The organism is Mesorhizobium onobrychidis (assembly GCF_024707545.1).
Classification (GTDB): domain Bacteria; phylum Pseudomonadota; class Alphaproteobacteria; order Rhizobiales; family Rhizobiaceae; genus Mesorhizobium; species Mesorhizobium onobrychidis.
This window is the reverse complement of sequence record NZ_CP062229.1, coordinates 3,906,380-3,929,282: the sequence shown is the minus strand read 5'-3', so window position 1 is coordinate 3,929,282 and position 22,903 is coordinate 3,906,380. Positions and strand designations below refer to the sequence as shown.

The window sequence follows — 22,903 nt, the reverse complement described above, 5'->3', positions numbered from 1 at the left end:
GCCGATGCATGGCGCGCGCGGGCCCACGGTCCAGGGGCTCGGACCTGCCCAAGCGAACGGCGTAGACGCCAACGCGAGGCCCAAAGACCTCGAAAATCTAAGTCTTGAACTTGTGACATGGCTTGTGACATAGACATGTCACGGTGACACGAAGCCAGCGGGTATGGCGGAATTGGTAGACGCACCAGATTTAGGTTCTGGCGTGAGAACGTGGGGGTTCGAGTCCCTCTACCCGCACCACTGGTCCCCTCGAACAGTGGATTAAGGTTCCAGTGCCCAAAGGCGTGGGGTTCGAGTCCCTTCATCCGCATCAATTTGGTGCCTACTCCTCAAAGACCTGGCGCGTAAACCATCCGGTCAAAGTCGCAAGTTCAGGCCCCAGCACGCGATCGTCACCGACCGGCGGCACGATGCTTCTGACATCTGCGACGAACGACTGAAGCGCCGGAGGAGCCACGCGCTCGGTGACATGCAGCGCCTGCGAGGCGATCACAGCCAGCATCGCCATCGCCGCATCGAGGCAGCGGCCAGCGCGTGCCTCCTTCGTCCATGCGAGGAAGATCGTCGTGGCGACATCGTCCTGCCCGGCGCCGGCCGATTCCGTTCCCGGGATGAAGGTTCGCTGGGCCGCGAGTTTCGCCTGCTCCAGATAACCCGTGATCGCCATCGGCACATAGCCGACATTGCCGTGGCCGTCGCTGTCGCTCCAGTCCCGCCCTGTCAAAAGCAGATCGGGCAGGAGCGAGACCTTGCCGTTCAAAAGCTTCGAGGCGTGGCGGTCGCACAACAGGCAGGTATCGGCCCATATCGCCGCCAGATCATCCAGGGCGGGTGTTGCCATGGCATTGTGATAGCCGCCCGTGCTGATGCAGCGCCCGAGCGGATGGCCGTCGTCAGGCGGGATGTAGACCGGGTTGTCCGATACCGAGGCGAGCGACACGGTGGCCGCGCGTTCCGCCGATGCCAGCGCGCGATGCGCGTGCCCCAGGATGCGAGGAACGATGCGATAGCTGACCGGCGCCTGATAATTGCGGCGCCCGGTGCCGGCGCCGGCAAGAAACTCCCTCAATCCGCGCAGGGCCGCTGCTTCGTGTTCATCGCCCCAAAGCGCGTCGAGCGCCGGGTCGTAATGTTCGAGCGGCGCGCGAAACGCTTCGATCGAAAGCGCAAAAACTTTTTCGGCAAGGCGAATGCGGCGGCGAGCCGCCAAGGCCGCGTCGGCCACAAGTGCGGCAGCGCAGGGCGAGCCATTGATCAAAGATCCCCGTTCCTTGACTTCCAGGTCGAAGCGCGTCGAAAGTTCTGCAAAGAGCGGATAGAGGGCGAGGATTTCACCGGCACCGCCCTGGCCGGAGGATGGCACCAGGGGCATGGGTCCGCCATCCAGCATCGCAGCGACGGCGAGCGCCACGCGTGGTGTGGTCGCAGCATTTCCTTCGAGGAAATTCGCCAGGCGGGCGAGCACGATCGCCCTCACCACGCGATCTGGCAAAGGCTCGCCGAACGATGTGGCGGCTGCGAAAGCCTTGATGCGCGCATGGCGATCCCGCTCGCCAAGTTCGAGCCGCCTGCTCGCCAGTTCTCCCATGGCGGTGGTCACGCCATAGATGACCGGTACAGGGTCGGTCTCGATGAGACGCAGGAACGATGTGCGACACTCTGCGATGCGCTGCAGGGCCTTGCCGCTGATTTGCACCGTGTCTTTTTTCCAGGCGACGCGGAAAACCGAGCTGAGATTTATGTCTTCTCGTGTCGTCAGGATAATGGTCATGTTTGATGCTGTCCGAGCCGGCCGCGCTTTCCCAATTCTAATCCGGGCCAATTCTAATAAAGCGGTTCCTCGAACAGCGTCTTGTCGCCGTCCATCAGCGCCTTGATCTGCGCGGCGCCATCGGCTGCGATTGCGACGCGGACGCCGAACGGCCGCACCCGCATGTCGTTCTGGATCGCCATCCCCTCGCCTTCCGGCAGATAGAAGCGTTCAATGCCGTAATTCGGCGCGATCGTCGTGGCTGCGCTGAGATCCCACCCCTCAGCTACATGCCCGACGATATCGGCTTCGTCGGATGATGCCGGCGCAGGCGCTTGCCCGAACCAGGCCGCGGTCGCCTCCCAATAGCCGTCGGCGCCCTGCTTCAGCCTGACGACGATCGGCGTGTCGTCGCTCGTGAGCTTACCGGCCGGAATGTTGGCGATCAGCTTCACCGGTATGCGCGAAATCTCATAGCCAAGGCGAATAAAGTCGCCGCGCAGGAGATCGCGCGGATCGATCGGTTCGACCCTCAGCAGCACTTGCCTGCCGTCGCGCAAGATCGCCGCCCGGCCGGCGATGATCCAGCTCAGGAAGCCGATCTGGACGAGCGCCAGCGCCACCGCGGAAATGATCAGTCTTTTACCGGTCATCATGCCGCCGCTCCTTCCACGCTCGGGACCCTCATGCGCTTTTCCACGCGGAGGATGACAAGGGCAAGCAGGCCGAGAAGCACTGCTGCCGCAAGGAAGAAGCCTGCCGTGTCGAGCATCGACTGCAACATCACCACATAGATGATGGCGAGTTCGAAGGCGAAGCCGGCATAGGCAACCCAGCGCAAGCCCCTGCTCTCGCGGCCTCCCAGCACAATCGCCGCGACAATGCCGGCAAGCGCAACGGCCGAGGCAATGCCGAAGCCGCTGTTGTTGCTCTCACCGGCTAGTTCGAACTGGATCATCGCCAGACCGGTGAGAAATCCGATCAGCGCATGTAAGGGCAGACGGCCGCCAAGCTGCAATATCCGGTCGACGGGCCCAGCAGCGAAGATCGCAGCCGCGAAAAGCAGGGTCGACACGACAATGAGCGGGACAGCGACCTGCAGCGTTTCGTATTCCGCAAACAGCAGCACGAGATAGAAGATGATCGACAGGATGATCAGGTGCCGCGCCGCCTGGCTGCGGGTCCAGAACGAAATGGCGAACAACACCATCGCCATGACAACGAAGAGATGCGGAAATTCCGCCCGCCCGAAATAGTCGACCCCCCTCAGGAACAGCCATGTGTCGGCAATGCCGATAGAAGCGACGGTCAGCGGGTTCGAGCGCAGCGCAACCGCCGCCAAGGCCGTGCCAGCGCCCCAGGTGATCAAGGCCGATTTTTCGTCGCCGGATAAATGATACATCTGGCCGATCAGCGCGATCGATCCGCCGAATGCCGCCGCGGCGATGATCCAGAGTGCCTCGCCGATAGCAGCATGGTCGCGTGTCTTCAGCACCGCGCCGCCGACATAGCCGGCGAGGATGATGGCGAAGAGCGCTGCCACCCGCGCAAGCCGCGGGATGGCTTCCCAATTGGCGGCGACGAAGATAAGGACGGCCGCACCAAAAAGCAGCGCCGCCATCATCGCCAGGATCGAGCCGAAGCTTAGTGATTTGCGCTCTTTGGCCTCGACGTCGCGCGTCAGCGCGTCGGCCGTCGAGGCGTCGATCAGGCCAGCCTGCAGCCATCGTGCGATATCGGTCCTGACGCTTGACGAATAGCTCGCCATGCCTTTCTCCCCCAACTTGGTCCTTTTTTCAGCCGATCCGGCCAAACCGTTGACGCTACGGCATTTTCCGATTCTGGCCTATCTAGGTCGAAGACGTGATTTGGCAGCGATGGTGCATTGCACAATTTGCATTGCTGCCATGCACCAATAGCGCTTTTAAATCGATATTACCCCACCTATCTTCAGGGCGTACACAAAGACGGAATGATCCGGAAGAAAGACGAAACGAGAAATACCATGAACCTGATCCGCAACTACCGCAACTGGCGCCGCTACCGGGACACCGTTTCCGAGCTGAGCCGCCTGAGCACCCGCGAACTGACCGACCTCGGCATCAGCCGCAGCGACATCCACTACGTCGCCCGCAAGGCGGTCTAATCCTCTTCGGACCGCAAATGGTCCGAACCAGTTTTGAAAAGAGAACGACAATGAACCTGATCCGCAACTATCGTAACTGGCGCGTCTATCGCTCGACGGTTACCGAGCTGGGTCGCCTTTCGAACCGCCAGCTGCATGATCTCGGCATCGTCCGCGACGAGATCAAGACCGTCGCCCGCAAGGCGATCTAGTCAAGGAATTTCGCCAGGGTCGACCTCCTCCCCGACCCTGACGGATACGGTCGGCCTTCACCTCCTCCCGAGGGTTGACCACAAAAACGGCGCCCGCCGCACCTCCTCCCGCGGCGGGCGTTGTTTCCCAAGGGGCGAAACGAATTTCGCCCAGGGTTTCGCCCCCTTTGATCAGGCGAAAGGAATTTCGTCAAAGCCGACCTCCTCCCCGGCGATGACGAATACGGTCGATCTTCACCTCCTCCCGAGGATCGACCAGCAAAACGACACCCGCCGGACCTCCTCCCCCGGCGGGTGTTGTTGTTTTCAGGGTCGAGGCACTCTGAGGGCGATTTTAGGAGAGCCGTTTTGCGGGACGTCCCTGTCGTCAGTCCAGCGCACCGCTTTCCAGAACGCCCCGTTTCTTCCACTGGCTCAACGGAAAAATGTCCGGTGCGCCGCCCATCGGCGCATACCAGGAATCCACCACCCATTCGGTGCCCCCGCGGTCGCTGATCACCGCCGTCCAATGGGGATAGCGTCCGTCGACAAACAGGCCTCGCGAAGCCTTGTCCTCGACCTTGTGAAACCTGAGCAGTTTTCGCTCGGCAAGATAAACCAGCAGCGCATACGTATTGGTTGATTCGTCGACACAATCCATCTGGCCCCTGATGCGCGATGCACCGAATTCCGATTGCGGCAGATCGCGAATGCCGGTGGCCCGGAAAATGCGCTGCTCGAAATAGCGGACAGCCTTCGAAATAGCGGAGCGCTCGGCTTGGGGCGAACCCGCACCCGCACGCAGGATAGAGCGGAAACGCGCGCCGTCACCGGGGCCAAGCGCCAGCATCGTGCGATAGTTGCAACTGTAGCCGTGGCATATGGGGATCCGCTTGGAAGCCGTCGCGGCCAGTTCGCCGGCGGCCGCTGATCCGCCCATGGCGATCACGACTGTCAGAAAGGTCGCTCTGGCAAAGATCCCGAGACTCCCGTCCATTCTCCGACAGTAGACGATTGCAGCACTTGGCGGCAACTGCGCCGCTAACCGGGGCAATTGCAATCGCAGCTACAAGCGACTATTTCGGCGCTCATGAGCAAGAATCCCATTCACGTCATCGGCGGCGGTCTCGCCGGCTCCGAAGCCGCTTGGCAGGCGGCCGAGGCCGGCGTTCCCGTTGTCCTGCATGAAATGCGTCCCGTCCGCGGCACCGATGCGCACAAGACGAATGGACTGGCCGAGCTCGTCTGTTCCAATTCCTTCCGCTCCGACGATGCGCAAACCAACGCCGTCGGCCTGCTGCACGCCGAAATGCGGCTGGCCGGTTCGCTGATCATGAGCGCTGCCGACGCCCACCAGGTGCCGGCCGGCGGTGCGCTGGCCGTCGACCGCGACGGGTTTTCCGAAGCGGTGACCAAAAAGCTCGAAGCGCACCCGCTCATCACCATCCAGCGCGAGGAAGTGCCCGGCCTGCCGCCGGCGGACTGGGACCAGGCGATCATCGCCACCGGCCCGCTGACCGCACCTGGGCTCGCCCAATCGATCGCGGAAGCGACCGGCGCCGATGCGCTCGCCTTCTTCGACGCCATCGCGCCGATCGTCCATTTCGACACGATCAACATGGACATCTGCTGGTTCCAGTCACGCTACGACAAGGTCGGGCCTGGCGGCACCGGCAAGGATTACATCAACTGCCCGATGGACAAGGAGCAATATCTCGCCTTCGTTGGGGCGCTCCTGGAGGGCCAAAAGACCGAATTCAAGCAATGGGAAGGCACGCCCTATTTCGACGGCTGCCTGCCGATCGAGATCATGGCCGAGCGCGGCGTCGAGACGCTGCGCCATGGGCCGATGAAGCCGATGGGGCTGACCAATGCGCACAACCCGTCGGTAAAGGCCTATGCGGTCGTGCAACTTCGCCAGGACAATGCGCTCGGCACGCTCTACAACATGGTCGGCTTTCAGACCAAGCTGAAGCACGCCGAGCAGGTGCGCGTGTTCCGCACCGTCCCGGGCCTTGAAAACGCCGAGTTTGCCCGCCTCGGCGGCCTGCATCGCAACACCTATATCAATTCGCCGACGCTGCTTGACCAATCGCTGCAGCTGAAGTCGCGGCCCGGCCTGCGCTTCGCCGGTCAGATCACCGGCTGCGAGGGCTATGTCGAAAGTGCCGCCATCGGCCTGCTTGCCGGGCGCTTTGCCGCCGCCGAGCGGTTGGGCCACGCGCCGGCGCTGCCGCCGATGACCACGGCTTTCGGCGCGCTGCTCAACCACATCACCGGCGGTCATATCGTCTCCGACGACGAACCGGGAAAGCGCTCCTTCCAGCCGATGAATGTCAATTTCGGCCTGTTCCCACCGGTGGAAGCGCTGAAGTCAGAGGGAAAGCGCCTGCGTGGCAAGGACAAGACCGTCGCCAAGCGGCGTGCGGTGACATCGCGCGCGCTGGCCGACTGCCGCGAATGGCTGGGATTGCCTTCGCAGGCGGAAGCGGCGGAGTAGCAGTTACGGAGTTCGTGTCAGCCTTCAGGCGTCCGGCCAGCCTCGAGTCGCGCGGCGCAACAGCAGCCAATGGCGGCGCCAGGGCGAGAGCCGTGCCACGCCGCTCAGAGGCGAATGACGAGAACTTTCCATCTTGCCGAGATAAGCGCGGGCCAAGGCAAGCGGCAGAAATGCCGGGCGCAGCGAAACCGGCAATGACGGTGCGCCTTGCTCGAATGCCGCAAGATGCTCCCGCGCCAGCGCGATCATCGCTGCGACAGCGCGTTGCGCTCCAGGCCCGCCATCGCCCGCAACGAACTCCTCGGGCGACGACCCTGCCGCCGCCAGAATGTCGGCCGGGACAAAGCATTGCCCGCGCTTGCGGTGCTGCGGCAGCAGCAGCAACAGGCCGGTCATCGCCTGTGCGCAGCCTGCCCTGCCCGCAAGTTCGGCAAACCGCGGCGCTTCGGCGGGATCAAGCACCATCGCCGCAAGCTGGATGAGCGCCGCTGCGGTCTCGCCGCAATAGCCTTCCAGATCGGTGCGCGACGGCATCGGGTCGTCATAGAGATCGAAGATGCGGGCTTCGAGCATATTCTCGAAGGCGGGTTTCGGCAGGTGGTGGGCGGAAATCGTCGCCTTCAACGCATCCGCGACGGGATGGCCGACGCCTACCCCATTGTCCTCGGCTGCGATGACATCGCGCCACCATTGCAGCCGCACTTCGCCCGGCAGCGCCTCGCGGATACGCTCGCGGATGCCAGATATCTCAGCATTGAAGGCATAAAGCGAAAAAAGTGCCTCACGCTTGTCTTCAGGCGCATAGAGCGCGGAAACATAGCGGTCATGGTCGGCGGCTCGCACCGTTTCCATGACGATTTTGGCGTTTTCGCTCACGTCACTCGACGGCAATCAGTGCGGCGGCCACCGCACGGTTTTCCGCAAGAAGAACATTATAGGTCCGCACGGCCGCGCCGGTCGACATCGGGTCGGCCGCAATGCCCGCCGCCTTCAGCGCGGCACGCAACGCAGCCGGCAACGGCCTGAGATCCTTGCCGGCGCCGACCAGCAGGATCTCGACCTTGTCAGCCTCGTTGAGCAGCTTGGCGAAATCCGCCGCCGTCAGTGCCAGGGGATCGGCCGGCTCCCAGCCGTAGATGCCCGACGGCAGGCACAGCAGCGAGCCGCGATGCGACATGTCGGCGAAACGGAACCCGCCATTGCCGTAGGCCTCGATCGGCGCACGGCCAGGGAAATGCGCTTCGCGGATGACGATGCCTTTTGCCACGGGCGCAGCAATCGTCAGGTTGCCACGGCTTTGCCGCCGCTCACCCGCTTCTCCTCATCGGCCGCCGCGGCCTGTGGCCGCAGCTTGAACAGGATGAGCAGAGGGGCGGCAATGAAGATCGACGAATAGGTTCCGAAGACGACGCCGAACAGCATCGCCAGCGTGAACGAACGGATCACCTCGCCGCCGAACAGGACCAGCGCCAGAAGCGCCAGGATCGTCGTCACCGCGGTCAGCGTCGTTCTCGACAGCGTCTCGTTGATGGCGTTGTTCAACAATTGCGGCAGCGGCATCTTCTTGTATTTCCTGAGATCCTCGCGAACACGGTCATAGACGACGATCGTGTCGTTCAGCGAATAGCCGATGATGGTCAGGATCGCCGCCAGCGACGATTGGTTGAATTCGAGCCCGGTGATGACGAAGAAGCCGATGGTCATGACGATGTCGTGCACCGTCGCGATGATGGCGCCGACCGCGAACTGCCATTCGAAGCGGAACCACACATAGGCCAGGATGCCAAGCAGCGCGACCAGCATGGCGATCGTGCCTTGCTTGGCGAGCTCGCCAGAAACCGTCGGCCCCACCACTTCGACGCGGCGGAAATCATACTGGTCCTGCAGCTCGCCGCGCACCTTGTCGATGACGGTCTGCTCGGCATTCTCGCCGCCATCCTGTGTGCCGACGCGGATCAAAACGTCGTTCGGCTCGCCGAATTGCTGGACCTGCACTTCGCCGATGTTGAGTTCCGTCAGCCTGCCGCGGATATCGGCAAGATCGGCGTCGCCGGTCTTGGCCTGCACCTCGATCAGCGAGCCGCCCTTGAAGTCGATGCCATAATTGATGTCGACGGTCATGAACAGCACGACCGACAGCACCGATAGCAGGCTCGACAGGGCGAACGTCCAGCGGCGGATGCCCATGAACGGAATTCTCGTACCGGGCGGAATGAAGGTCACCGGCGCCCGCGGCAATTCCTTCGGCCGCGCCCGGCGAAGCCAGATCGACACCAGCAGCCGGGTGAAGGTGAAGGCGGTGAAGACGGTGGTCAGAATGCCGATGGCGAAGGTTATGGCAAAACCCTTCACCGGCCCCGTGCCGATCCAGAACAGCACCACGGTCGCGATCAGCGCTGTGACGTTGGAATCGACGATGGTCGCCAGAGCCTTGGTGAAACCGGTGTCGATCGCCTGGATGACCGAGCGGCCGGCTCGTCGCTCCTCGCGGATGCGCTCGTAGATGAGAACGTTGGAATCGACCGCCATGCCGATGGTCAGCACGATACCGGCAATGCCCGGCAAGGTCAGCGTCGCGCCCAGAAGCGACAGCAGCCCGATGATCATCGCCACATGCACCGCCAGCGCAAGGTTGGCGAGGAAGCCGAGGAAGCCGTAGGCGACGAACATGAAGGCGACGACGAGAATCGACCCGACCACGCCGGCGACCTTGCCGGCGTGAATGGAATCTTCGCCGAGCCCAGGACCAACTGTGCGCTCTTCGATCACCGTCAGCGTCGCCGGTAGCGCGCCGGCACGCAACAGTACGGCGAGGTCGTTGGCGCTCTCGGCGGTAAAATTGCCCGAGATTTGGCCGCTGCCGCCAAGGATCGGTTCGCGGATCTGCGGCGCCGAAATCACCTGATTGTCGAGGATAATGGCAAACAGCTTGCCGACATTCTGCGAGGTCGCCTGGCCGAAGCGCGCCGCTCCCTTGGAATCGAAGGTGAACGAAACCACCGGCTCGTTGGTCTGGGAATTGTACGTCGCCTGCGCATCGGTGAGATTTTCGCCCGAAACGATGACGCGGTTCTCGATCAGGTACGGAACCGGCGGATCATCCTGCGAATACAACACCGATGATCCCGCCGGCGGACGACCGTTGAGCGCGTCCTGCACTGGCATGGACTGGTCGACCATCTGGAAGGTCAGCTTGGCGGTTTGGCCAAGAATGTCCTTCAGCCGCTGCGGATCCTGCAGGCCCGGCACCTGGACCAGAATGCGGTCTTCGCCTTGGCGTTGCACGATCGGTTCGGTGGTGCCGAGCTCGTTGACGCGACGTTCGACGACCTCGAGTGACTGCGCCAACGCGGTCGACGTGCGGTATTTGATGCCGGCGTCGGTAACGGTGAATTTGAGCAGGCCGGGCTCGGAATCATCCAGCGACATCTCCTGGACGGAGCCGCCGCTGAACAGGCCGGCGGCCACCGGGTCGGTCAGTGTCTTCAGCGCCGTCTTGGCGGCATCGACCTGACCGGGATCGGTGATGCGGACCTGCACGGTCCGGCCTGATCCGGCAAGGCCGGTGTAACCGATCTTGGCATCGCGCAGCAGTGTCCTGATTTGGTCGCGCGTCGTCTCCAGCCGATCCTTGGTCAGATCGTTCGGATCCATCCTGAGCAGGATATGCGAGCCGCCCTGCAGATCGAGGCCGAGCGTCATCTGGCGCTTCGGCACCCAGTCGGGAAGCTTGGCCAGCGTGCTGGCTGAGAAAAGATTGGGCGCAGCGAAGATCACTGTGGCGGCCACGGCCAGCCAGATCAGGATCATCTTGAAGCGCGAGAAATACAGCATATGGCGTCGTCCGTCAGGGCGTTCTGGCGGATCGTTCCGCCCGGAATTGGGTTATTTGTTGGCGTTCTGCTTTGCCACTGCCTCGCCTTTGGTCCGCACATGGGTGATTGTCGAACACAGGCAATTCACTTTGGTGCTGCCATCGGGCTTTCTTCAACTATTGTCAATCTTGCCGGCAAGCGACCAGCGCGCAATGGCATCACAAGATCGTTGGCGCCCTGGGGTGGCCAGACAGATCAAAATGGTCTTGAATCGCGAAAATACAGCAAATTGCGTCGTCCGTCAGAGCCCCGCCGCGGATCGTTCCGCCGACATCAGGCTATTTCTTGGCGTTCTGGTTCGCCACCGGCTCGCCCTTGACGCGCACATCGGCGATCGTCGAGCGCAGCGCCGTTACCTTGGTGCCACCGCCGAGATCGATCTCGAGCTCGTTGTCGTCGATCACCTTGGTCACCTTGCCGACAAACCCGCCACCGGTGACGACCGTGTCGCCGCGGCGAACCGCCGCCAGCATCTCGCCGCGCTTCTTCAACTGCGTGCGCTGCGGCCGGATGATCAGAAAATACATGATCACGAAAATCAGGACAAACGGCAAAATGCTGATGAACATATCCGGGGAGGTGCCGACGCCTTGGGCATATGCCGGTGTCACGAACATCGAGGTACTCCTGAATTTTGAAAAACAGCCGCCAAACCGTCCTGGGGAAATTTGGCGGCCCCGTGAAATTTGGCCGGAATATAGTCGGTAAAGTTGCCAATGCAACTGCGGCCAGGCATTTCGGCTGCTTTTCGGGCTGGTTGAGCCGTGTTAGAGCATGATCCAGAAAATGGAGCGCGGTTTTTGAAAAAGATCATGCTCTAACAAAAGGTTGGACCCGGTTCCCAAACCGCCGGAATCAAATAGGTTCCGTTGTCACGCCTTTCTGAATGCAAAAAAAAGACAGGAAATGACCGACAGCACCATCGAAGCCCTGAACAAGAAGCTTGACCGCCTGATCGAGGCGGTCGCCCGCCTCGCTCCGCCGCCGGTGCCGGAAACCGATCTCGGCGGGGCCGACTGCTTCGTCTGGCAGGCTGATCCCGGCTATCTGGAGCCGGTGCTCAAGGTCAACCGGGTCGACATCGGCCTGATCCGCGGCGTCGATCGCGTCCGCGACATACTGGTCGACAACACCGAGCGTTTCGCCGCCGGTTACGCAGCCAACAACGTGCTGTTGTGGGGCGCGCGCGGCATGGGAAAATCCTCGCTGGTCAAGGCCGTGCATGCAGCGGTCAACGCATCGGCAAAGCTGGACCTGCCGCTCAAGCTCATCGAGATCCACCGCGAGGACATCGACACGCTGCCGAAGCTGATGAATTTGCTGAAGGCGGCACCTTACCGTTTCATCCTGTTTTGCGACGACCTCTCCTTCGACCACGACGACACCTCCTACAAGTCGCTGAAGGCGGCGCTCGAAGGCGGCGTCGAGGGCCGCCCGGAAAATGTCATCTTCTATGCCACGTCGAACCGGCGGCATCTGTTGCCGCGCGACATGATCGACAATGAGCGCTCGACCGCCATCAACCCGTCAGAGGCGGTCGAGGAAAAAGTCTCGCTGTCCGACCGTTTCGGCCTCTGGCTCGGCTTCCACAAATGCTCGCAGGACGAGTATCTCGACATGATCGACGGTTATATCAGCCATCACGGTCTTGCCATCGATCCCGAGACGCTGCGCGCCGAGGCGCTGGAATGGGCGACGACGCGCGGCAGCCGTTCGGGCCGCGTTGCCTGGCAATTCACCCAGGACCTGGCAGGTCGGCTCGGCAAATCTCTCCAAGATTAGGGACAAGGACTGAAAAAGCCCGCCCCTGGCGGAGCGGGCTGAGCCGGCGGGCCGGACTGGAGGTCAGGCGGCGCGCAATTGCTTTTCTTGTTCTATTCGAGATAGGTCGAAGGATCGACTTTCTTTTACTCAAGATAGGTCGAAGGATCGACCGGCGCCGAATTCTTGCGGACTTCGAAATGCAGTTTCGGCGAGTCGGTGGTGCCGCTCATTCCGGATTGCGCGATTTCCTGGCCACGCTTGACCTTCTGGCCGCGCTGGACCTCGATCGAACGGGCGTGGCCATAGACAGTGACCAACCCGTTCTCGTGGCGCACCAGCACCGTATTGCCGAATTCCTTGAGACCATCGCCGGCATAGATGACGACACCGTTCTCGGCCGCCTTGACCGGGGTTCCTTCCGGCACGGCGATGTCGACACCATCCTTGCCGCCGCCAAAGCTGGAGATCACGCGGCCGCGCACCGGCCAGCGCATCTTGCCGATACCGGTGGCGTTTGGCGCCACCGCGTCGTCATCCTCTGCCTGCTGGATGACCTTCGCGGCCTTTTGGGGCGGCGTGTAGGCGGCGAGCGTCTCCGACGGCGTGGTCTTCGCCGCAGGCGGGGTGGTGGCAGTCGTTACCGGATCGACCTTTGCCGGCTTGGCGCTGGCAACCGTCGCGGTTCCGCCAGCCGGCACCTTCAGGGTCTGGCCGATCTTGAGCAGACCGTCCTGCAAACCGTTCGCCTGCTTCAACGCAACCACGCCGACGCCGGTCTTCCTGGCGATGGCCGACAGCGTATCACCCTGCTGGACCGTGTAGGAGCCACCGGCACCAGCCGCCTTGGGTGCGGCGTCCTTCGGCTGGCTTGCCGCGGCCGATGCATCCACCTGCGCGGCGGACTTGCCCTCCTTGAGCTTCGGCTGCTGCGGCAGCACGGCCACCATCTCCGGCGCCTTGGCCGGCAAATCGTGCTTGGTGTCGCTCGCAGGCTTGGCGTCGGCAAGCTTCGGCGCCGGTTTCTTGCCTGAATACGCATAGGCCGGGATGACGAGCTTCTGGCCGGTCTTCAGCCCGTTAGTCGCGCTTAGCCCATTGACCTTCATAAGGGCGTCGGCGGGCACGCCGTAGCGCCGCGACAGGCCGGAAATGGTCTCGCCGTCCTTGACGATGATTTCGGTGGCACGCGGTTCGCCGCCTGCCGTCGCCATGCGCGGAGCATCAGGCTGTGCGTTCTTGAACGGCTTTGCCGCGGTCCCGGTCGCAGTACGGTCGACCTGTGGGGCGGCGGGCACAGAAGCGGTGCGAGCCGGACTGGCGGCGGGGGCCGGCTGCGACTGGCTGACCGGCGGCAGTTGCTGCGTCGTAACCGGTTCAAGGCTTGATCGGCTGACCGACTGGGTATGGCTGCCGTCGGGCGGGGCGGCGGACACCGGGGCATCGCCCGGATAAGGCTGTGCCGCGTCCTGCTTGTCGATGATGGCGCGCTGGTTGTTGGTCGAGGAGGTGAAGACGTCATCGACGCTGTTGAACCGCGAGACCTGGGAACTGCATCCCGCCGCGGTGCCCGCAACCATAAGGACAGCGAAACCACGCGCCAGGTTGCGTCCGTTTGCCTTCAAAATACTGAATTGCATCGCTTTTACCCGCAGATACCCGGTACAGACTGACCGTGATTAAAGCGCGTTAATGTTACCGGTCGGTTAAACCTTTAGAATCAGACGCAAATTTTCTTAAAATATTTAAGGCTGGACCTGGTCGGGTTGAGGTTCAGGTAGGGCCGAGTCACAGACGGGCGCGAAGCGACCAGACAGGTCGGTTGCGCCATCACCTGAATATCGACAGAACCTAGATGACCGCGGCTACACTGCGCAGGATCGGCTGCAGGCGGACGAGACCGATGTCCTCGCGTTCGAAGCGGCTGCCGACCTTGGTCAGTTTGGCCAGCACCTGCTCGCCCTCTTCGGGTCCGATCGGAGCGATGACGATGCCGCCGCTCGACAATTGGTCGAGCAGAAAGCGCGGCAGGCTGTCGAAGGCCGCCCATACGACGATACGGTCGAACGGCGCTTCATTGGCCAGTCCGTTGGAGCCGTCCGCCTGGCGCACGATGACATTGCCGATGCCGAGCGCCTCGAAGCGCTGCTTGGCCTGCTCGGCCAGCGTCTTGTAGCGGTCGACGGTGACGACCCGCGCGGCAAGCCGCGACATCACCGCCGCCGTGTAGCCCGACCCGGTGCCGATCTCAAGCACCCGGTTGCCCGGCTCGATGGCAAGTGCTGCGATCACCGCAGCTTGGAGATCGGAGCCCTCGATCGCCTCGCCGCATTCGATCGGCAGCATGCGGTCCGACCAGGCGATCGGATGGAACTGAGCGGAAAGGAAGCCGCGCCTCGGCGTCGCCTCGAAGGCGGCGATCAGCGCCTTCGGCACCACGCCCTTGCCACGCAGACGGAGCAGGAAAGCGGCGAAGCCTTCGCGGTCGTCGACCGTCGGACCATGGTTCAGGTTCATGCGAGCGCCTTGGTCAGTTGATCGCGGATTTCATGAGCGGTGAGATCGAGCTGCAGCGGCGTCACCGATACCTGCCGGTTGCGCATGGCGTGGAGGTCGGTGCCTTGCTTGCCCTCGACCGGCTCGCGGCCGAAGCGCAGCCAATAGTAGGGAAGCCCGCGTCCATCGCGGCGCTCGTCGACCCACAGGCTGTGTACGAGCTTGCCTTGCGAGGTGACCACCGTGCTGGCGACCTCTTCTGGCGCGCAATTCGGAAAATTGACGTTGAGCAGCACGCCGTCCGGCAGCGGCATGGCGACAAGCTTCTTGAGCAGCGCCGGCGCCAGCGCCTCGGTGGTCTCATAGGGAACGACGCGATCCTCGCCGAGATAGGAATAGGCCTGGCTGAGCGCGATCGAACGCACGCCGAGCAGCGCGCCTTCCATGGCGCCGGCAACGGTGCCCGAATAGGTGACGTCGTCGGCGATGTTGGCGCCGGAATTGACACCGGACAAGATCAGGTCGGGTGCTGCGGGCAGGATCTTCTTCACGCCCATGATGACGCAGTCGGTCGGCGTGCCGCGCACGGCGAAGTGTTTTTCGCCAATCTTGCGCAGGCGCAGCGGCTCCGAGATCGACAGCGAATGCGCGTAGCCGGACTGGTCCTGCTCCGGCGCCACCACCCAGACGTCGTCCGACAGCGTGCGGGCGATGCGTTCGAGCGATGCAAGGCCCTCGGCATGGATGCCGTCATCATTGGTCAGGAGGATGCGCATTATTTTGATTCGATCTTTTCCAGACCGCCCATGTAAGGCCGAAGCGCTTCAGGAATGGTTACGCTGCCATCCTCATTCTGATAGTTTTCGATGACAGCAATCAGAGCGCGGCCGACGGCGGTGCCGGAGCCGTTCAGCGTGTGGACGAAGCGGTTGCCCTTGCCGTCCTTGTCCTTGTAGCGGGCGTCCATGCGCCGCGCCTGGAAATCGCCGCAAACCGAGCATGACGAAATCTCGCGATAGGCGTTCTGGCCCGGCAGCCAGACCTCGATGTCGTAGGTCTTGCGCGCGCCAAAGCCCATGTCGCCGGTGCACAGCGTCATGGTGCGGAACGGCAGGCCGAGCCGCTTCAGCACTTCCTCGGCGCATTCGGTCATCCGCTCGTGCTCGGCGAGCGAGGAGTCCTGGTCGGTGATCGACACCAGTTCGACCTTGTAGAACTGGTGCTGACGCAGCATCCCGCGCGTATCGCGTCCGGCCGAGCCCGCTTCCGAACGGAAGCACGGCGTCAGCGCTGTATAGCGCAACGGCAGCTTTTCATGCGGTATGAGTTCTTCGCGCATGAGATTGGTCAGCGGCACTTCAGCGGTGGGGATGAGGCCAAGCCTACCGTCTCCACGCGGGGCGAAGAAGAGATCCTCCTCGAATTTCGGCAGTTGCCCCGTACCGAAAAGAACCTCGTCTTTGACCATCAGCGGCGGCTGGATCTCCTCATAGCCGTGCTCGGTCGTGTGCAGATCCAGCATGAATTGGCCGAGGGCGCGCTCCATCCGCGCCAGTCCGCTTTTCAACACCGTGAACCGCGAGCCGGACAGTTTCGCCGCCCGCTCGAAATCCATCATGCCGAGCGCTTCGCCGATCTCGAAATGCTCCTTCATCCAGTTCGGGCGGGTCGGCACCTTGCCGACGATGCGCTTGACGACATTGTCGTGCTCGTCCTTGCCGACCGGCACGTCGTCGAGCGGCACATTGGGCAGCACCGCCAGCGCGTCGTTCAGCGCCTTGTCGAGTTCGCGTTCGCGCGCCTCGCCGTTCTGGATGAAGGCCTTGATCTCGCCCACCTCGGCCTTCAGCCTTTCGGCAAGGGCGGCGTCGCCCGAACGCATGGCGTTGCCGATTTCCTTCGAGGCGGCGTTGCGGCGCTCCTGCCTGGTCTGCAGCTCGGTCAGATGTTCGCGCCGCGCCTCGTCCCTGGCGATCAGATCATCGACCGTGGACTGCGCGTCCTCGCTGGACCACGAGCGCTTCCTGAGCGCGTCGACAAGGGCCTTCGGGTTGTCGCGAATCCATTTGATGTCAAGCATGGTCCTGAACGCTCCTGAGCTAGGTCAGAGGGCGTAAACCGCATCCTTGACCGATGCAAGATGTCAAGATCGAGTTCCTTCGCGCCCCCTCTGTCCTGCCGGACATCTCCCCCACGGGTGGGGAGATTGGCTGCCATCACGACTTTCGCCAATCTCCAGAATCCAAGGAGCGAGCCGTCGGCGAAACTGCCGATCTCCCTCCTTGTGGGGGAGATGTCCGGCAGGACAGAGGGGGCGCGAAGGAGCGAGGCCTTCTAGTGTTGTGACTCTAACACTCGACGCCCTCGTGCGACCTTTTCAAGGATGTCAGCAGCCTTGGCGGCCCAGATGAAGGGTTTGGGGTCGGCATTGTGATGCTCCAGGTAGGCCTCGATCGCGATCGTCAGGTCGGTCACGCTGCGGAAGACGCCGCGGCGGATGGCGTCGTCGGTGATGAGCCCGAAGAAGCGCTCGACCTGGTTCAGCCAGGAGCCAGAGGTCGGGGTGAAGTGGAGGCGGAAGCGCTTATGCCGGGCAAGCCAGGCTTTGACCTTGGGATGCTTGTGGGTGGCGTAGTTGTCGACCACCAAATCCAGGGCGAAGTGCTTGGGCGTGTTGCGATCGATCGTGCGCAGGAAGCGCAGGAACTCCTGGTGGCGGTGTCGCGGCATGCATTCGCCGATGACCTTGCCGGTGGCCACGTCGAGGGCGGCAAACAGTGTCGTGGTGCCGTTGCGCTTGTAGTCATGGGTCATCGTGCCGGCCCGCCCCTTCTTGATGGGCAGCCCCGGCTGCGTGCGGTCGAGCGCCTGGATTTGGCTCTTCTCGTCGACGCAAAGCACCAGGGCTTTGTCCGGCGGGTTGAGATAAAGGCCGACGACGTCCTGGACCTTCTCGACGAACGCCTTGTCATTGGACAGCTTGAATTTTTTGATCAGATGCGGCTTCAGCCCGTGCGCTGCCCAGATGCGCTGCACGCTCGACGGGCTGAGCCCCACCACCTTGGCGAGCTTGCGCACCGACCAATGGGTGCTCGCCGGCGGCTTCTGATGCAGCGTCATATCCACCACACGCTTGATCACCTCGGCCGAAAGCGGCGGCTTGCGGCTCGGCCGGCTGGCATCCCGCTTCAGCCCCTCAATGCCGCACGCAACGTAACGATCACGCCAGCGATAGGCGGTTCGCTTGGTTTTGCCGGTCGCCCGTACAATCGCGGTGACGCCGTCGCCGTCCGCCCACATCAGCACGATCCGCGCCCGCCAAACCCATTTCTGTGGCGAGTTGCGGTCCGCCACCCAACCTTCCAGCGTCGCCCGATCCTCAGGAGACAACCGGATGCCCGATTCAGTTGACATGCCCTCTGACTCGCACATCAGAGAGCTAAAGGGAATCCTTTCGTTAGAGACGGAACACTAGATGCACTTATGTCGACGACGCGTCCGCTGCCTTTTCGGCCGCCGCTTCCGCAGCTTCCCGCTTCTCGCGCGCCAGACGTTCCCGTTCTTTGCTACGCTCGATCAGCCGGGCCGACCAGATCGAGACCTCGTAGAGTAGGATCGTGGGAACGGCCAGGCCGATCTGGCTTATCGGGTCGGGCGGTGTCAGAACAGCCGCGACGACGAAGGCGATGACGATCGCCCATTTGCGCTTTTCAACCAGCGCCTCGGATGACAGCATGCCCACCCGCGTCATCAGGCTGGTCACCACCGGCAACTGGAACACCAGGCCGAAGGAGAAGATCAGCGTCATGATCAGGCTGAGATATTCCGACACTTTCGGCAGCAACGAAATCTGCACCTGGTCGTCAGTGCCGGCCTGCTGCATGGCGAGGAAGAACCACATCACCATCGGCGTGAAGAAGAAATAGACCAGCGACGCGCCCATCAGGAACAGGATCGGCGAAGCGATCAGGAACGGCAGGAAAGCGTTGCGTTCGTTCTTGTAGAGGCCGGGCGCGATGAATTTATAGATCTGCGTGGCGATCAGCGGGAAGGCGATCACCATGCCGCCGAACATCGCCAGCTTGACCTGGGTGAAGAAGAATTCCTGCGGCGCCGTGTAGATAAGCTCGACCTTGTGCGGGTCGAGCCCTGCCCATTGAGTCGCCCATTTGAACGGGATCACCAACAGGTTGAACAGTTGCTTGGCGAAGAAGAAGCAGAACAGGAAGGCGACGAAGAACCCGCCGATCGACCACATCAGCCGCCGGCGCAACTCGATCAGATGCTCCATCAGCGGAGCCGCCGATTTATCGATCTCGTCCTTTTCCGAAATGCTCACTTGGCGGCTCCCGCCGTCTTTTTGGCGGCTGCAGTCGGCTTCTTCACCGCTGCCGGTGCAGGCTTCGGCTCGGCCTTTTTAGCCACGGTCTTTGTCGCAGCAGGTTTTGCCGCTGCTGCCGCTGGCTTCGCTGCGGCCTTGGAGGCCGGGATCGCTTTCGCTGGCGCACCCTTCGTCTTCGCCGCCGAGGCCTTTTGCGGTGCAGCCGGCATCGCCGCCGCGACAGGCGGTGTCACCACCGACTCATCGGTCATCGCCGGAAAGGTCGGCGCCGCCGGCGCCGCTTCCGGGCCATTGACGCCCGGCAACACCGTCGCGCCATTCTTCAGCTCGGTATCCTGCGGGCTCGAAGCAGCCGGCGCGACAGGGTCTGCAGCCGGCTTCGGCTTCATCGCCGCGTCGACGCCTGAACGGACGTCGGCTGCCGCCTGCTCGAACGGGTTGAGCTGTTTCCTGATCTCGGCGGCCGGATTAAGGCTTCTGAGTGAATCGACCGACTTCTTGACGTCGTCAAGCTCGGCCTCCTTCAGCGCGTCGTTGAACTGTTTCTGGAAGTCGGCTGCCATGCCGCGCATCTTCGCCGTCGTGCGGCCGAAAGTGCGCAGCATCTTGGGCAAATCCTTAGGCCCGACGACCACGATCATGACGATCGCGATCACCAGCATCTCGGTCCAGCCGATGTCGAACATGGCGATACGTTCCGACTAAGTTTTGGGCTCAGCTCTTGCTGGCCTTTTCCTTCACTGCCGAAACAGTTTCGTCGGCACGGTGTTCAACGGTGCGCTTGTCCTCGGCAACCTCGTCGTCGGCGATGCCCTTCTTGAAGCTCTTGATACCCTTGGCCATGTCACCCATCAGCTCGGGAATCTTGCCGCGGCCGAACACCAGCAACACAATCACCAGAACGATCAGCCAGTGCCAAATCGAAAATGAACCCATAACAATCTCTCTCGAAAGTTTTCTCTGACGATGATCTATGCGCTTTCGCGTCGGGTTTCAAACACAACCGCGACAGAGTTTATAAATGAGTAGCCGAAGTCACGCACTTTCGGCGCCATAGCCCGCTACCAATCGGCGCAGCCGCGAAATACCAACGGCTTTCGGCACGTCGTTTGGGTCAATCTTCCTCGACGCGCGGCGTCAACAGGCCGAGTTCCTCGAGGTCGATGTCGGTCAGCGGATCCTCGTCGTCGGTCAGCGCATCCGGATCCGCCGGCGGCAGCGGAATGGAAAAATTCGACGGCATGCGGCCCGAAAGCAGCCCGGCGCCCTTCAATTCGTCCATGCCGGGAAGATCGCGGATCTCCTCCAGCGCGAAATGGTCGAGGAAGATGTCGGTCGTGCCGTAGGTGACGGGACGGCCGGGCGTGCGGCGCCGGCCGCGCATCTTCACCCATTCGGTCTCCATCAGCATGTCCAGCGTGCCTTTCGAGGTCTCGACACCTCTGATATCCTCGATCTCGGCGCGCGTCACCGGCTGGTGGTAGGCGATGATCGCCAGCACTTCGAGCGCCGCACGGGAAAGCTTCCTCTGCTGTACCGTATCGCGGCTCATCAGGAAGGCGAGGTCGCCGGCGGTGCGGAACGCCCAAGCATCGGAGACGCGCACCAGATTGACGCCACGCCGCGCATAAATCTGCTGCAGTTCGGCCATCGCCGCGGCAATGCTGATGCCGTCGGGCAGGCGCGCGGCAAGCTGCTTTTCGCTGACCGGCTCGGCGCTGGCGAAAACGATCGCCTCGGCCATGCGCACGGCTTCCGCCATATGCAGCCGCTCGCCAGGATTCTGGGACAAGTTCTGGGCCTGGCTTTCTGCCGGTGCCCCGGCGAGCACGCCCTCTTCGGTCTCGTCGTCGACCTTGAACGGAATGACCGAAGCGTTGGCGCGTTCACTCATGATGCCACCTCGACTGCCCTGATCCCTTGCGCACGGCCGCGCAGATAGAGCGGCGCGAACACCTCGTCCTGCCGCATTTCCATTTTGCCTTCGCGCACCAGTTCCAGCGTCGCCGCGAACGAACTGGCAATCGCGGTACGCCGCTCGTCCGGGTTGGTCAGATATTCGATCAGGAAGCTGTCCAGCGCCTTCCAGTCGGCAAGCGAGCCGATCAGCCTGTTGAGGATATCGCGCGCATCCTTGAGCGACCACACACCGCGCCTGGCGATCGTCACATTAGTGATGGCCTGCTTCTGGCGTTGCGCCGCATACGCGGTCAGCAGATCGTAGAGCGAGGCCGAATAGGCGTTGCGTTTCTCGACGATGACCATTTCCGGCATGCCGCGGGCGAACACGTCGCGTCCAAGCCGGTTGCGGTTGACCAGGCGTGCCGCCGCGTCGCGCATCGCTTCCAGCCGCTTTAACCGGAATTGCAGCACCGCCGCCAGCTCCTCGCCGCTTTCGCCGTCGTCGCCGGGTTGCTTGGGGATCAAAAGCTTCGACTTGAGAAACGCCAGCCACGCCGCCATCACCAGGTAGTCGGCGGCAAGCTCCAGCCTGAGCGCCCTCACCTTCTCGACGAAGGCCAGATATTGCTCGGCCAGCGCCAGGATCGAGATGCGCGACAGATCGACCTTCTGGTTGCGGGCAAGATGCAGCAGAAGATCGAGCGGGCCTTCGAAACCGTCGACATCGACGACCAGCGCGGGATCGCCGGTCAGCCGCGAATCGTCGTTCTCGGCCCACAGACGGTCCATCGGTGCGGCCTTGCCGGCCTTGCTGTCCAATGTTTCCGCCATTTCCTGTCGCTTTCCTTTGCTTCTAGCTTCTTGTTTGACCATGATCTGTTCCGAAAAGTCGGCTCCCACTTTTCGGGATCATGGTCTAGGCCACCGCATCGAAATAGGTGGCGAATTCGGCGCGTATCTCGGCTTCATCAGCCCGATCGCGGTCCTTGATATAGGTCAACGCCCGTTGCGCGCGTTGCAGCGACGTGCCTTCAAGCCCCGTTGTGCGCGACGCAATGCCGGCCATCTCCTCGAAAACGCCGTTGCAGTGAAGGACCAGATCGCAGCCCGCTGCAAGGATCGCGGCCGCCTTTGTCGGGAAATCCCCAGAAAGCGCCTTCATCGAGGTGTCGTCGCTCATCAACAGCCCGTCGAAGCCGATTTCGCCGCGGATGATCTCGTTGATGACCTTGCCGGACGTCGTGGCCGGGTTCTTCGGGTCGATCGCGCTGTAGACGACATGCGCCGTCATCGCCATCGGCAAATGATTGAGCTCCCTGAACGGGGCGAAATCATGCCGCTGCAAGTCGCTCATCGAGGCATCGACGGTCGGCAGTTCGAAATGCGTGTCGGCAAAGGCCCGTCCATGCCCGGGAATGTGCTTCATCACTGGCAGCACGCCTCCCGACATCAGGCCCTCCGCCGCGGCGCCACCCAGTTCGATCACGGCACGAGGCTCCTTGCCATAGGCGCGCGCGCCGATCACGTCGCTGGCGCCCTCGATCGGCACGTCGAGCACCGGCAGGCAATCCGCCGTGATGCCGTAGCGCAGCAGGTCGAAGGCATGCAGCCGTGCCATCAGCCAGGCGGCGCGGTTGCCGGCGTCGTGGTCGTTGCGCCACAAGGCTCCGAGCGCACCACCGGCCGGATAATTCGGCGCCAACGGCGGGCGCAGGCGCTGCACCCGGCCGCCTTCCTGGTCGATGAACACCGGGGCGTCCGGACGCTCGACACAGTCGCGCATCGCAGCGACCAGATCGCGGATCTGCTCGGTCTCGCCGATATTGCGCGCAAACAGGATGAAGCCCCACGGGCATTCATTGCGATAGAAATTGATTTCGTCGCGAGTGAGCGATTTCCCGGCGCAGCCGAGGATCATGGATTTTGATTCGGTCATGGGCAGGAGTTTAGAGCTTCACGCG

The 22,903-nt window shown here is 62.6% G+C and carries 23 protein-coding genes and 1 tRNA gene; 5 read left to right on the top strand and 19 right to left on the bottom strand.

Features of this window, described 5'->3' with window-relative positions; all coding sequences use genetic code 11:
• Nucleotides 1–157: 157 nt before the first annotated feature.
• Nucleotides 158–240: transfer RNA gene (locus IHQ72_RS19500), tRNA-Leu, on the top strand.
• 82 nt (nt 241–322) lie between these two features.
• Here IHQ72_RS19500 and IHQ72_RS19495 read toward each other — a convergent pair.
• From IHQ72_RS19495 to IHQ72_RS19485, 3 genes are read right to left on the bottom strand one after another with little or no spacing between them, the layout of a single operon-like run.
• On the bottom strand, nt 323–1,771 hold the full coding sequence (locus IHQ72_RS19495; RefSeq protein WP_258116610.1) for an aromatic amino acid lyase: 1,449 nt from the start codon (nt 1,769–1,771) through the stop codon (nt 323–325).
• Nucleotides 1,772–1,824: 53 nt separating this feature from the next.
• Nucleotides 1,825–2,406 carry a GDYXXLXY domain-containing protein gene (locus IHQ72_RS19490; protein WP_258116609.1) on the bottom strand — a complete coding sequence of 194 codons (582 nt, stop codon included), beginning with the start codon at nt 2,404–2,406 and terminating at the stop codon, nt 1,825–1,827.
• Nucleotides 2,403–3,518 (bottom strand): DUF2157 domain-containing protein, encoded by a 1,116-nt coding sequence (locus IHQ72_RS19485; RefSeq protein ID WP_258116607.1) that lies wholly within the window; start codon nt 3,516–3,518, stop codon nt 2,403–2,405. Before IHQ72_RS19485 ends, IHQ72_RS19490 begins: the two co-directional genes overlap by 4 nt.
• A gap of 237 nt (nt 3,519–3,755) precedes the next feature.
• Between IHQ72_RS19485 and IHQ72_RS19480 the strand changes: the two genes are divergently transcribed.
• On the top strand, nt 3,756–3,896 hold the full coding sequence (locus tag IHQ72_RS19480) for a DUF1127 domain-containing protein (RefSeq protein WP_091596947.1): 141 nt from the start codon (nt 3,756–3,758) through the stop codon (nt 3,894–3,896).
• A gap of 50 nt (nt 3,897–3,946) precedes the next feature.
• Nucleotides 3,947–4,087 carry a DUF1127 domain-containing protein gene (locus IHQ72_RS19475; RefSeq protein ID WP_258116602.1) on the top strand — a complete coding sequence of 47 codons (141 nt, stop codon included), beginning with the start codon at nt 3,947–3,949 and terminating at the stop codon, nt 4,085–4,087.
• A gap of 367 nt (nt 4,088–4,454) precedes the next feature.
• On the opposite strand, the gene IHQ72_RS19470 is transcribed toward IHQ72_RS19475, so the two are convergent.
• On the bottom strand, nt 4,455–5,006 hold the full coding sequence (locus IHQ72_RS19470) for a hypothetical protein (protein ID WP_258123883.1): 552 nt from the start codon (nt 5,004–5,006) through the stop codon (nt 4,455–4,457).
• A 150-nt stretch (nt 5,007–5,156) separates the two neighbouring features.
• On the opposite strand from IHQ72_RS19470, the gene trmFO reads away from it, so the two are divergent.
• Entirely contained in the window at nt 5,157–6,566 is a 1,410-nt protein-coding gene (gene trmFO / locus IHQ72_RS19465) for a methylenetetrahydrofolate--tRNA-(uracil(54)-C(5))-methyltransferase (FADH(2)-oxidizing) TrmFO (RefSeq protein WP_258116601.1), read from the top strand.
• 24 nt (nt 6,567–6,590) lie between these two features.
• Here the strand turns inward: trmFO and IHQ72_RS19460 are convergent, their stop codons facing one another.
• The 4 genes from IHQ72_RS19460 to yajC form a co-directional block, all read right to left on the bottom strand.
• Entirely contained in the window at nt 6,591–7,442 is an 852-nt protein-coding gene (locus IHQ72_RS19460; RefSeq protein ID WP_258116599.1) for a phytoene/squalene synthase family protein, read from the bottom strand.
• A gap of 1 nt (nt 7,443) precedes the next feature.
• The gene (locus IHQ72_RS19455; RefSeq protein ID WP_126106226.1) at nt 7,444–7,833 is read right to left on the bottom strand and encodes an Mth938-like domain-containing protein; all 390 of its coding nucleotides are present in this window, start codon (nt 7,831–7,833) and stop codon (nt 7,444–7,446) included.
• A gap of 14 nt (nt 7,834–7,847) precedes the next feature.
• The gene (gene secDF / locus IHQ72_RS19450) at nt 7,848–10,400 is read right to left on the bottom strand and encodes a protein translocase subunit SecDF (RefSeq protein ID WP_258116598.1); all 2,553 of its coding nucleotides are present in this window, start codon (nt 10,398–10,400) and stop codon (nt 7,848–7,850) included.
• A gap of 319 nt (nt 10,401–10,719) precedes the next feature.
• The gene (gene yajC / locus IHQ72_RS19445; RefSeq protein ID WP_023802565.1) at nt 10,720–11,058 is read right to left on the bottom strand and encodes a preprotein translocase subunit YajC; all 339 of its coding nucleotides are present in this window, start codon (nt 11,056–11,058) and stop codon (nt 10,720–10,722) included.
• A gap of 289 nt (nt 11,059–11,347) precedes the next feature.
• On the opposite strand from yajC, the gene IHQ72_RS19440 reads away from it, so the two are divergent.
• Nucleotides 11,348–12,223: an ATP-binding protein gene (locus IHQ72_RS19440; RefSeq protein WP_258116591.1), complete on the top strand. Its 876-nt coding sequence runs from the start codon at nt 11,348–11,350 to the stop codon at nt 12,221–12,223.
• A gap of 125 nt (nt 12,224–12,348) precedes the next feature.
• On the opposite strand, the gene IHQ72_RS19435 is transcribed toward IHQ72_RS19440, so the two are convergent.
• The 11 genes from IHQ72_RS19435 to nagZ all read right to left on the bottom strand — a co-directional run bounded on the left by IHQ72_RS19435 (nt 12,349) and on the right by nagZ (nt 22,878).
• Nucleotides 12,349–13,842 (bottom strand): peptidoglycan DD-metalloendopeptidase family protein, encoded by a 1,494-nt coding sequence (locus IHQ72_RS19435; RefSeq protein WP_258116590.1) that lies wholly within the window; start codon nt 13,840–13,842, stop codon nt 12,349–12,351.
• Between the two features lie 211 nt (nt 13,843–14,053).
• Nucleotides 14,054–14,719 carry a protein-L-isoaspartate(D-aspartate) O-methyltransferase gene (locus IHQ72_RS19430; protein WP_258116589.1) on the bottom strand — a complete coding sequence of 222 codons (666 nt, stop codon included), beginning with the start codon at nt 14,717–14,719 and terminating at the stop codon, nt 14,054–14,056.
• Nucleotides 14,716–15,474: a 5'/3'-nucleotidase SurE gene (gene surE, locus IHQ72_RS19425; protein ID WP_123150650.1), complete on the bottom strand. Its 759-nt coding sequence runs from the start codon at nt 15,472–15,474 to the stop codon at nt 14,716–14,718. Before surE ends, IHQ72_RS19430 begins: the two co-directional genes overlap by 4 nt.
• Nucleotides 15,474–16,778, bottom strand: a complete 1,305-nt coding sequence (gene serS, locus IHQ72_RS19420; RefSeq protein ID WP_258116587.1) for a serine--tRNA ligase — start codon at nt 16,776–16,778, stop codon at nt 15,474–15,476. The genes surE and serS overlap by 1 nt, the downstream gene beginning before the upstream one ends.
• A gap of 254 nt (nt 16,779–17,032) precedes the next feature.
• Nucleotides 17,033–18,112, bottom strand: coding sequence for an IS630 family transposase (locus IHQ72_RS19415; protein WP_258116586.1), 1,080 nt, complete (start codon nt 18,110–18,112; stop codon nt 17,033–17,035).
• Nucleotides 18,113–18,179: 67 nt separating this feature from the next.
• Complete coding sequence (tatC, locus tag IHQ72_RS19410; protein ID WP_123150775.1) at nt 18,180–18,989, bottom strand: twin-arginine translocase subunit TatC; 810 nt, start codon at nt 18,987–18,989, stop codon at nt 18,180–18,182.
• Between the two features lie 44 nt (nt 18,990–19,033).
• A complete protein-coding gene (gene tatB / locus IHQ72_RS19405) occupies nt 19,034–19,726 on the bottom strand; it encodes a Sec-independent protein translocase protein TatB (RefSeq protein ID WP_258116585.1) in 693 nt (230 codons plus the stop codon).
• Nucleotides 19,727–19,754: 28 nt separating this feature from the next.
• The gene (locus IHQ72_RS19400) at nt 19,755–19,976 is read right to left on the bottom strand and encodes a twin-arginine translocase TatA/TatE family subunit (protein ID WP_095493766.1); all 222 of its coding nucleotides are present in this window, start codon (nt 19,974–19,976) and stop codon (nt 19,755–19,757) included.
• Nucleotides 19,977–20,154: 178 nt separating this feature from the next.
• Nucleotides 20,155–20,934, bottom strand: a complete 780-nt coding sequence (gene scpB, locus IHQ72_RS19395) for an SMC-Scp complex subunit ScpB (RefSeq protein WP_258116583.1) — start codon at nt 20,932–20,934, stop codon at nt 20,155–20,157.
• Entirely contained in the window at nt 20,931–21,773 is an 843-nt protein-coding gene (locus tag IHQ72_RS19390) for a segregation and condensation protein A (RefSeq protein WP_258116582.1), read from the bottom strand. Before IHQ72_RS19390 ends, scpB begins: the two co-directional genes overlap by 4 nt.
• A gap of 85 nt (nt 21,774–21,858) precedes the next feature.
• On the bottom strand, nt 21,859–22,878 hold the full coding sequence (nagZ, locus tag IHQ72_RS19385; RefSeq protein ID WP_258116581.1) for a beta-N-acetylhexosaminidase: 1,020 nt from the start codon (nt 22,876–22,878) through the stop codon (nt 21,859–21,861).
• Nucleotides 22,879–22,903 lie beyond the last annotated feature (25 nt).

Coding starts and splice junctions, on each gene's coding strand:
- IHQ72_RS19495 (WP_258116610.1), bottom strand. CDS start 1,771: ATGACCATTATCCTGACGACACGAGAAGACATAAATCTCAGCTCGGTT.
- IHQ72_RS19490 (WP_258116609.1), bottom strand. CDS start 2,406: ATGATGACCGGTAAAAGACTGATCATTTCCGCGGTGGCGCTGGCGCTC.
- IHQ72_RS19485 (WP_258116607.1), bottom strand. CDS start 3,518: ATGGCGAGCTATTCGTCAAGCGTCAGGACCGATATCGCACGATGGCTG.
- IHQ72_RS19480 (WP_091596947.1), top strand. CDS start 3,756: ATGAACCTGATCCGCAACTACCGCAACTGGCGCCGCTACCGGGACACC.
- IHQ72_RS19475 (WP_258116602.1), top strand. CDS start 3,947: ATGAACCTGATCCGCAACTATCGTAACTGGCGCGTCTATCGCTCGACG.
- IHQ72_RS19470 (WP_258123883.1), bottom strand. CDS start 5,006: ATGGGCGGATCAGCGGCCGCCGGCGAACTGGCCGCGACGGCTTCCAAG.
- trmFO (WP_258116601.1), top strand. CDS start 5,157: ATGAGCAAGAATCCCATTCACGTCATCGGCGGCGGTCTCGCCGGCTCC.
- secDF (WP_258116598.1), bottom strand. CDS start 10,400: ATGCTGTATTTCTCGCGCTTCAAGATGATCCTGATCTGGCTGGCCGTG.
- yajC (WP_023802565.1), bottom strand. CDS start 11,058: ATGTTCGTGACACCGGCATATGCCCAAGGCGTCGGCACCTCCCCGGAT.
- IHQ72_RS19440 (WP_258116591.1), top strand. CDS start 11,348: ATGACCGACAGCACCATCGAAGCCCTGAACAAGAAGCTTGACCGCCTG.
- IHQ72_RS19435 (WP_258116590.1), bottom strand. CDS start 13,842: ATGCAATTCAGTATTTTGAAGGCAAACGGACGCAACCTGGCGCGTGGT.
- IHQ72_RS19430 (WP_258116589.1), bottom strand. CDS start 14,719: ATGAACCTGAACCATGGTCCGACGGTCGACGACCGCGAAGGCTTCGCC.
- surE (WP_123150650.1), bottom strand. CDS start 15,474: ATGCGCATCCTCCTGACCAATGATGACGGCATCCATGCCGAGGGCCTT.
- serS (WP_258116587.1), bottom strand. CDS start 16,778: ATGCTTGACATCAAATGGATTCGCGACAACCCGAAGGCCCTTGTCGAC.
- IHQ72_RS19415 (WP_258116586.1), bottom strand. CDS start 18,112: ATGTCAACTGAATCGGGCATCCGGTTGTCTCCTGAGGATCGGGCGACG.
- tatC (WP_123150775.1), bottom strand. CDS start 18,989: ATGGAGCATCTGATCGAGTTGCGCCGGCGGCTGATGTGGTCGATCGGC.
- tatB (WP_258116585.1), bottom strand. CDS start 19,726: ATGTTCGACATCGGCTGGACCGAGATGCTGGTGATCGCGATCGTCATG.
- IHQ72_RS19400 (WP_095493766.1), bottom strand. CDS start 19,976: ATGGGTTCATTTTCGATTTGGCACTGGCTGATCGTTCTGGTGATTGTG.
- scpB (WP_258116583.1), bottom strand. CDS start 20,934: ATGAGTGAACGCGCCAACGCTTCGGTCATTCCGTTCAAGGTCGACGAC.
- IHQ72_RS19390 (WP_258116582.1), bottom strand. CDS start 21,773: ATGGCGGAAACATTGGACAGCAAGGCCGGCAAGGCCGCACCGATGGAC.
- nagZ (WP_258116581.1), bottom strand. CDS start 22,878: ATGACCGAATCAAAATCCATGATCCTCGGCTGCGCCGGGAAATCGCTC.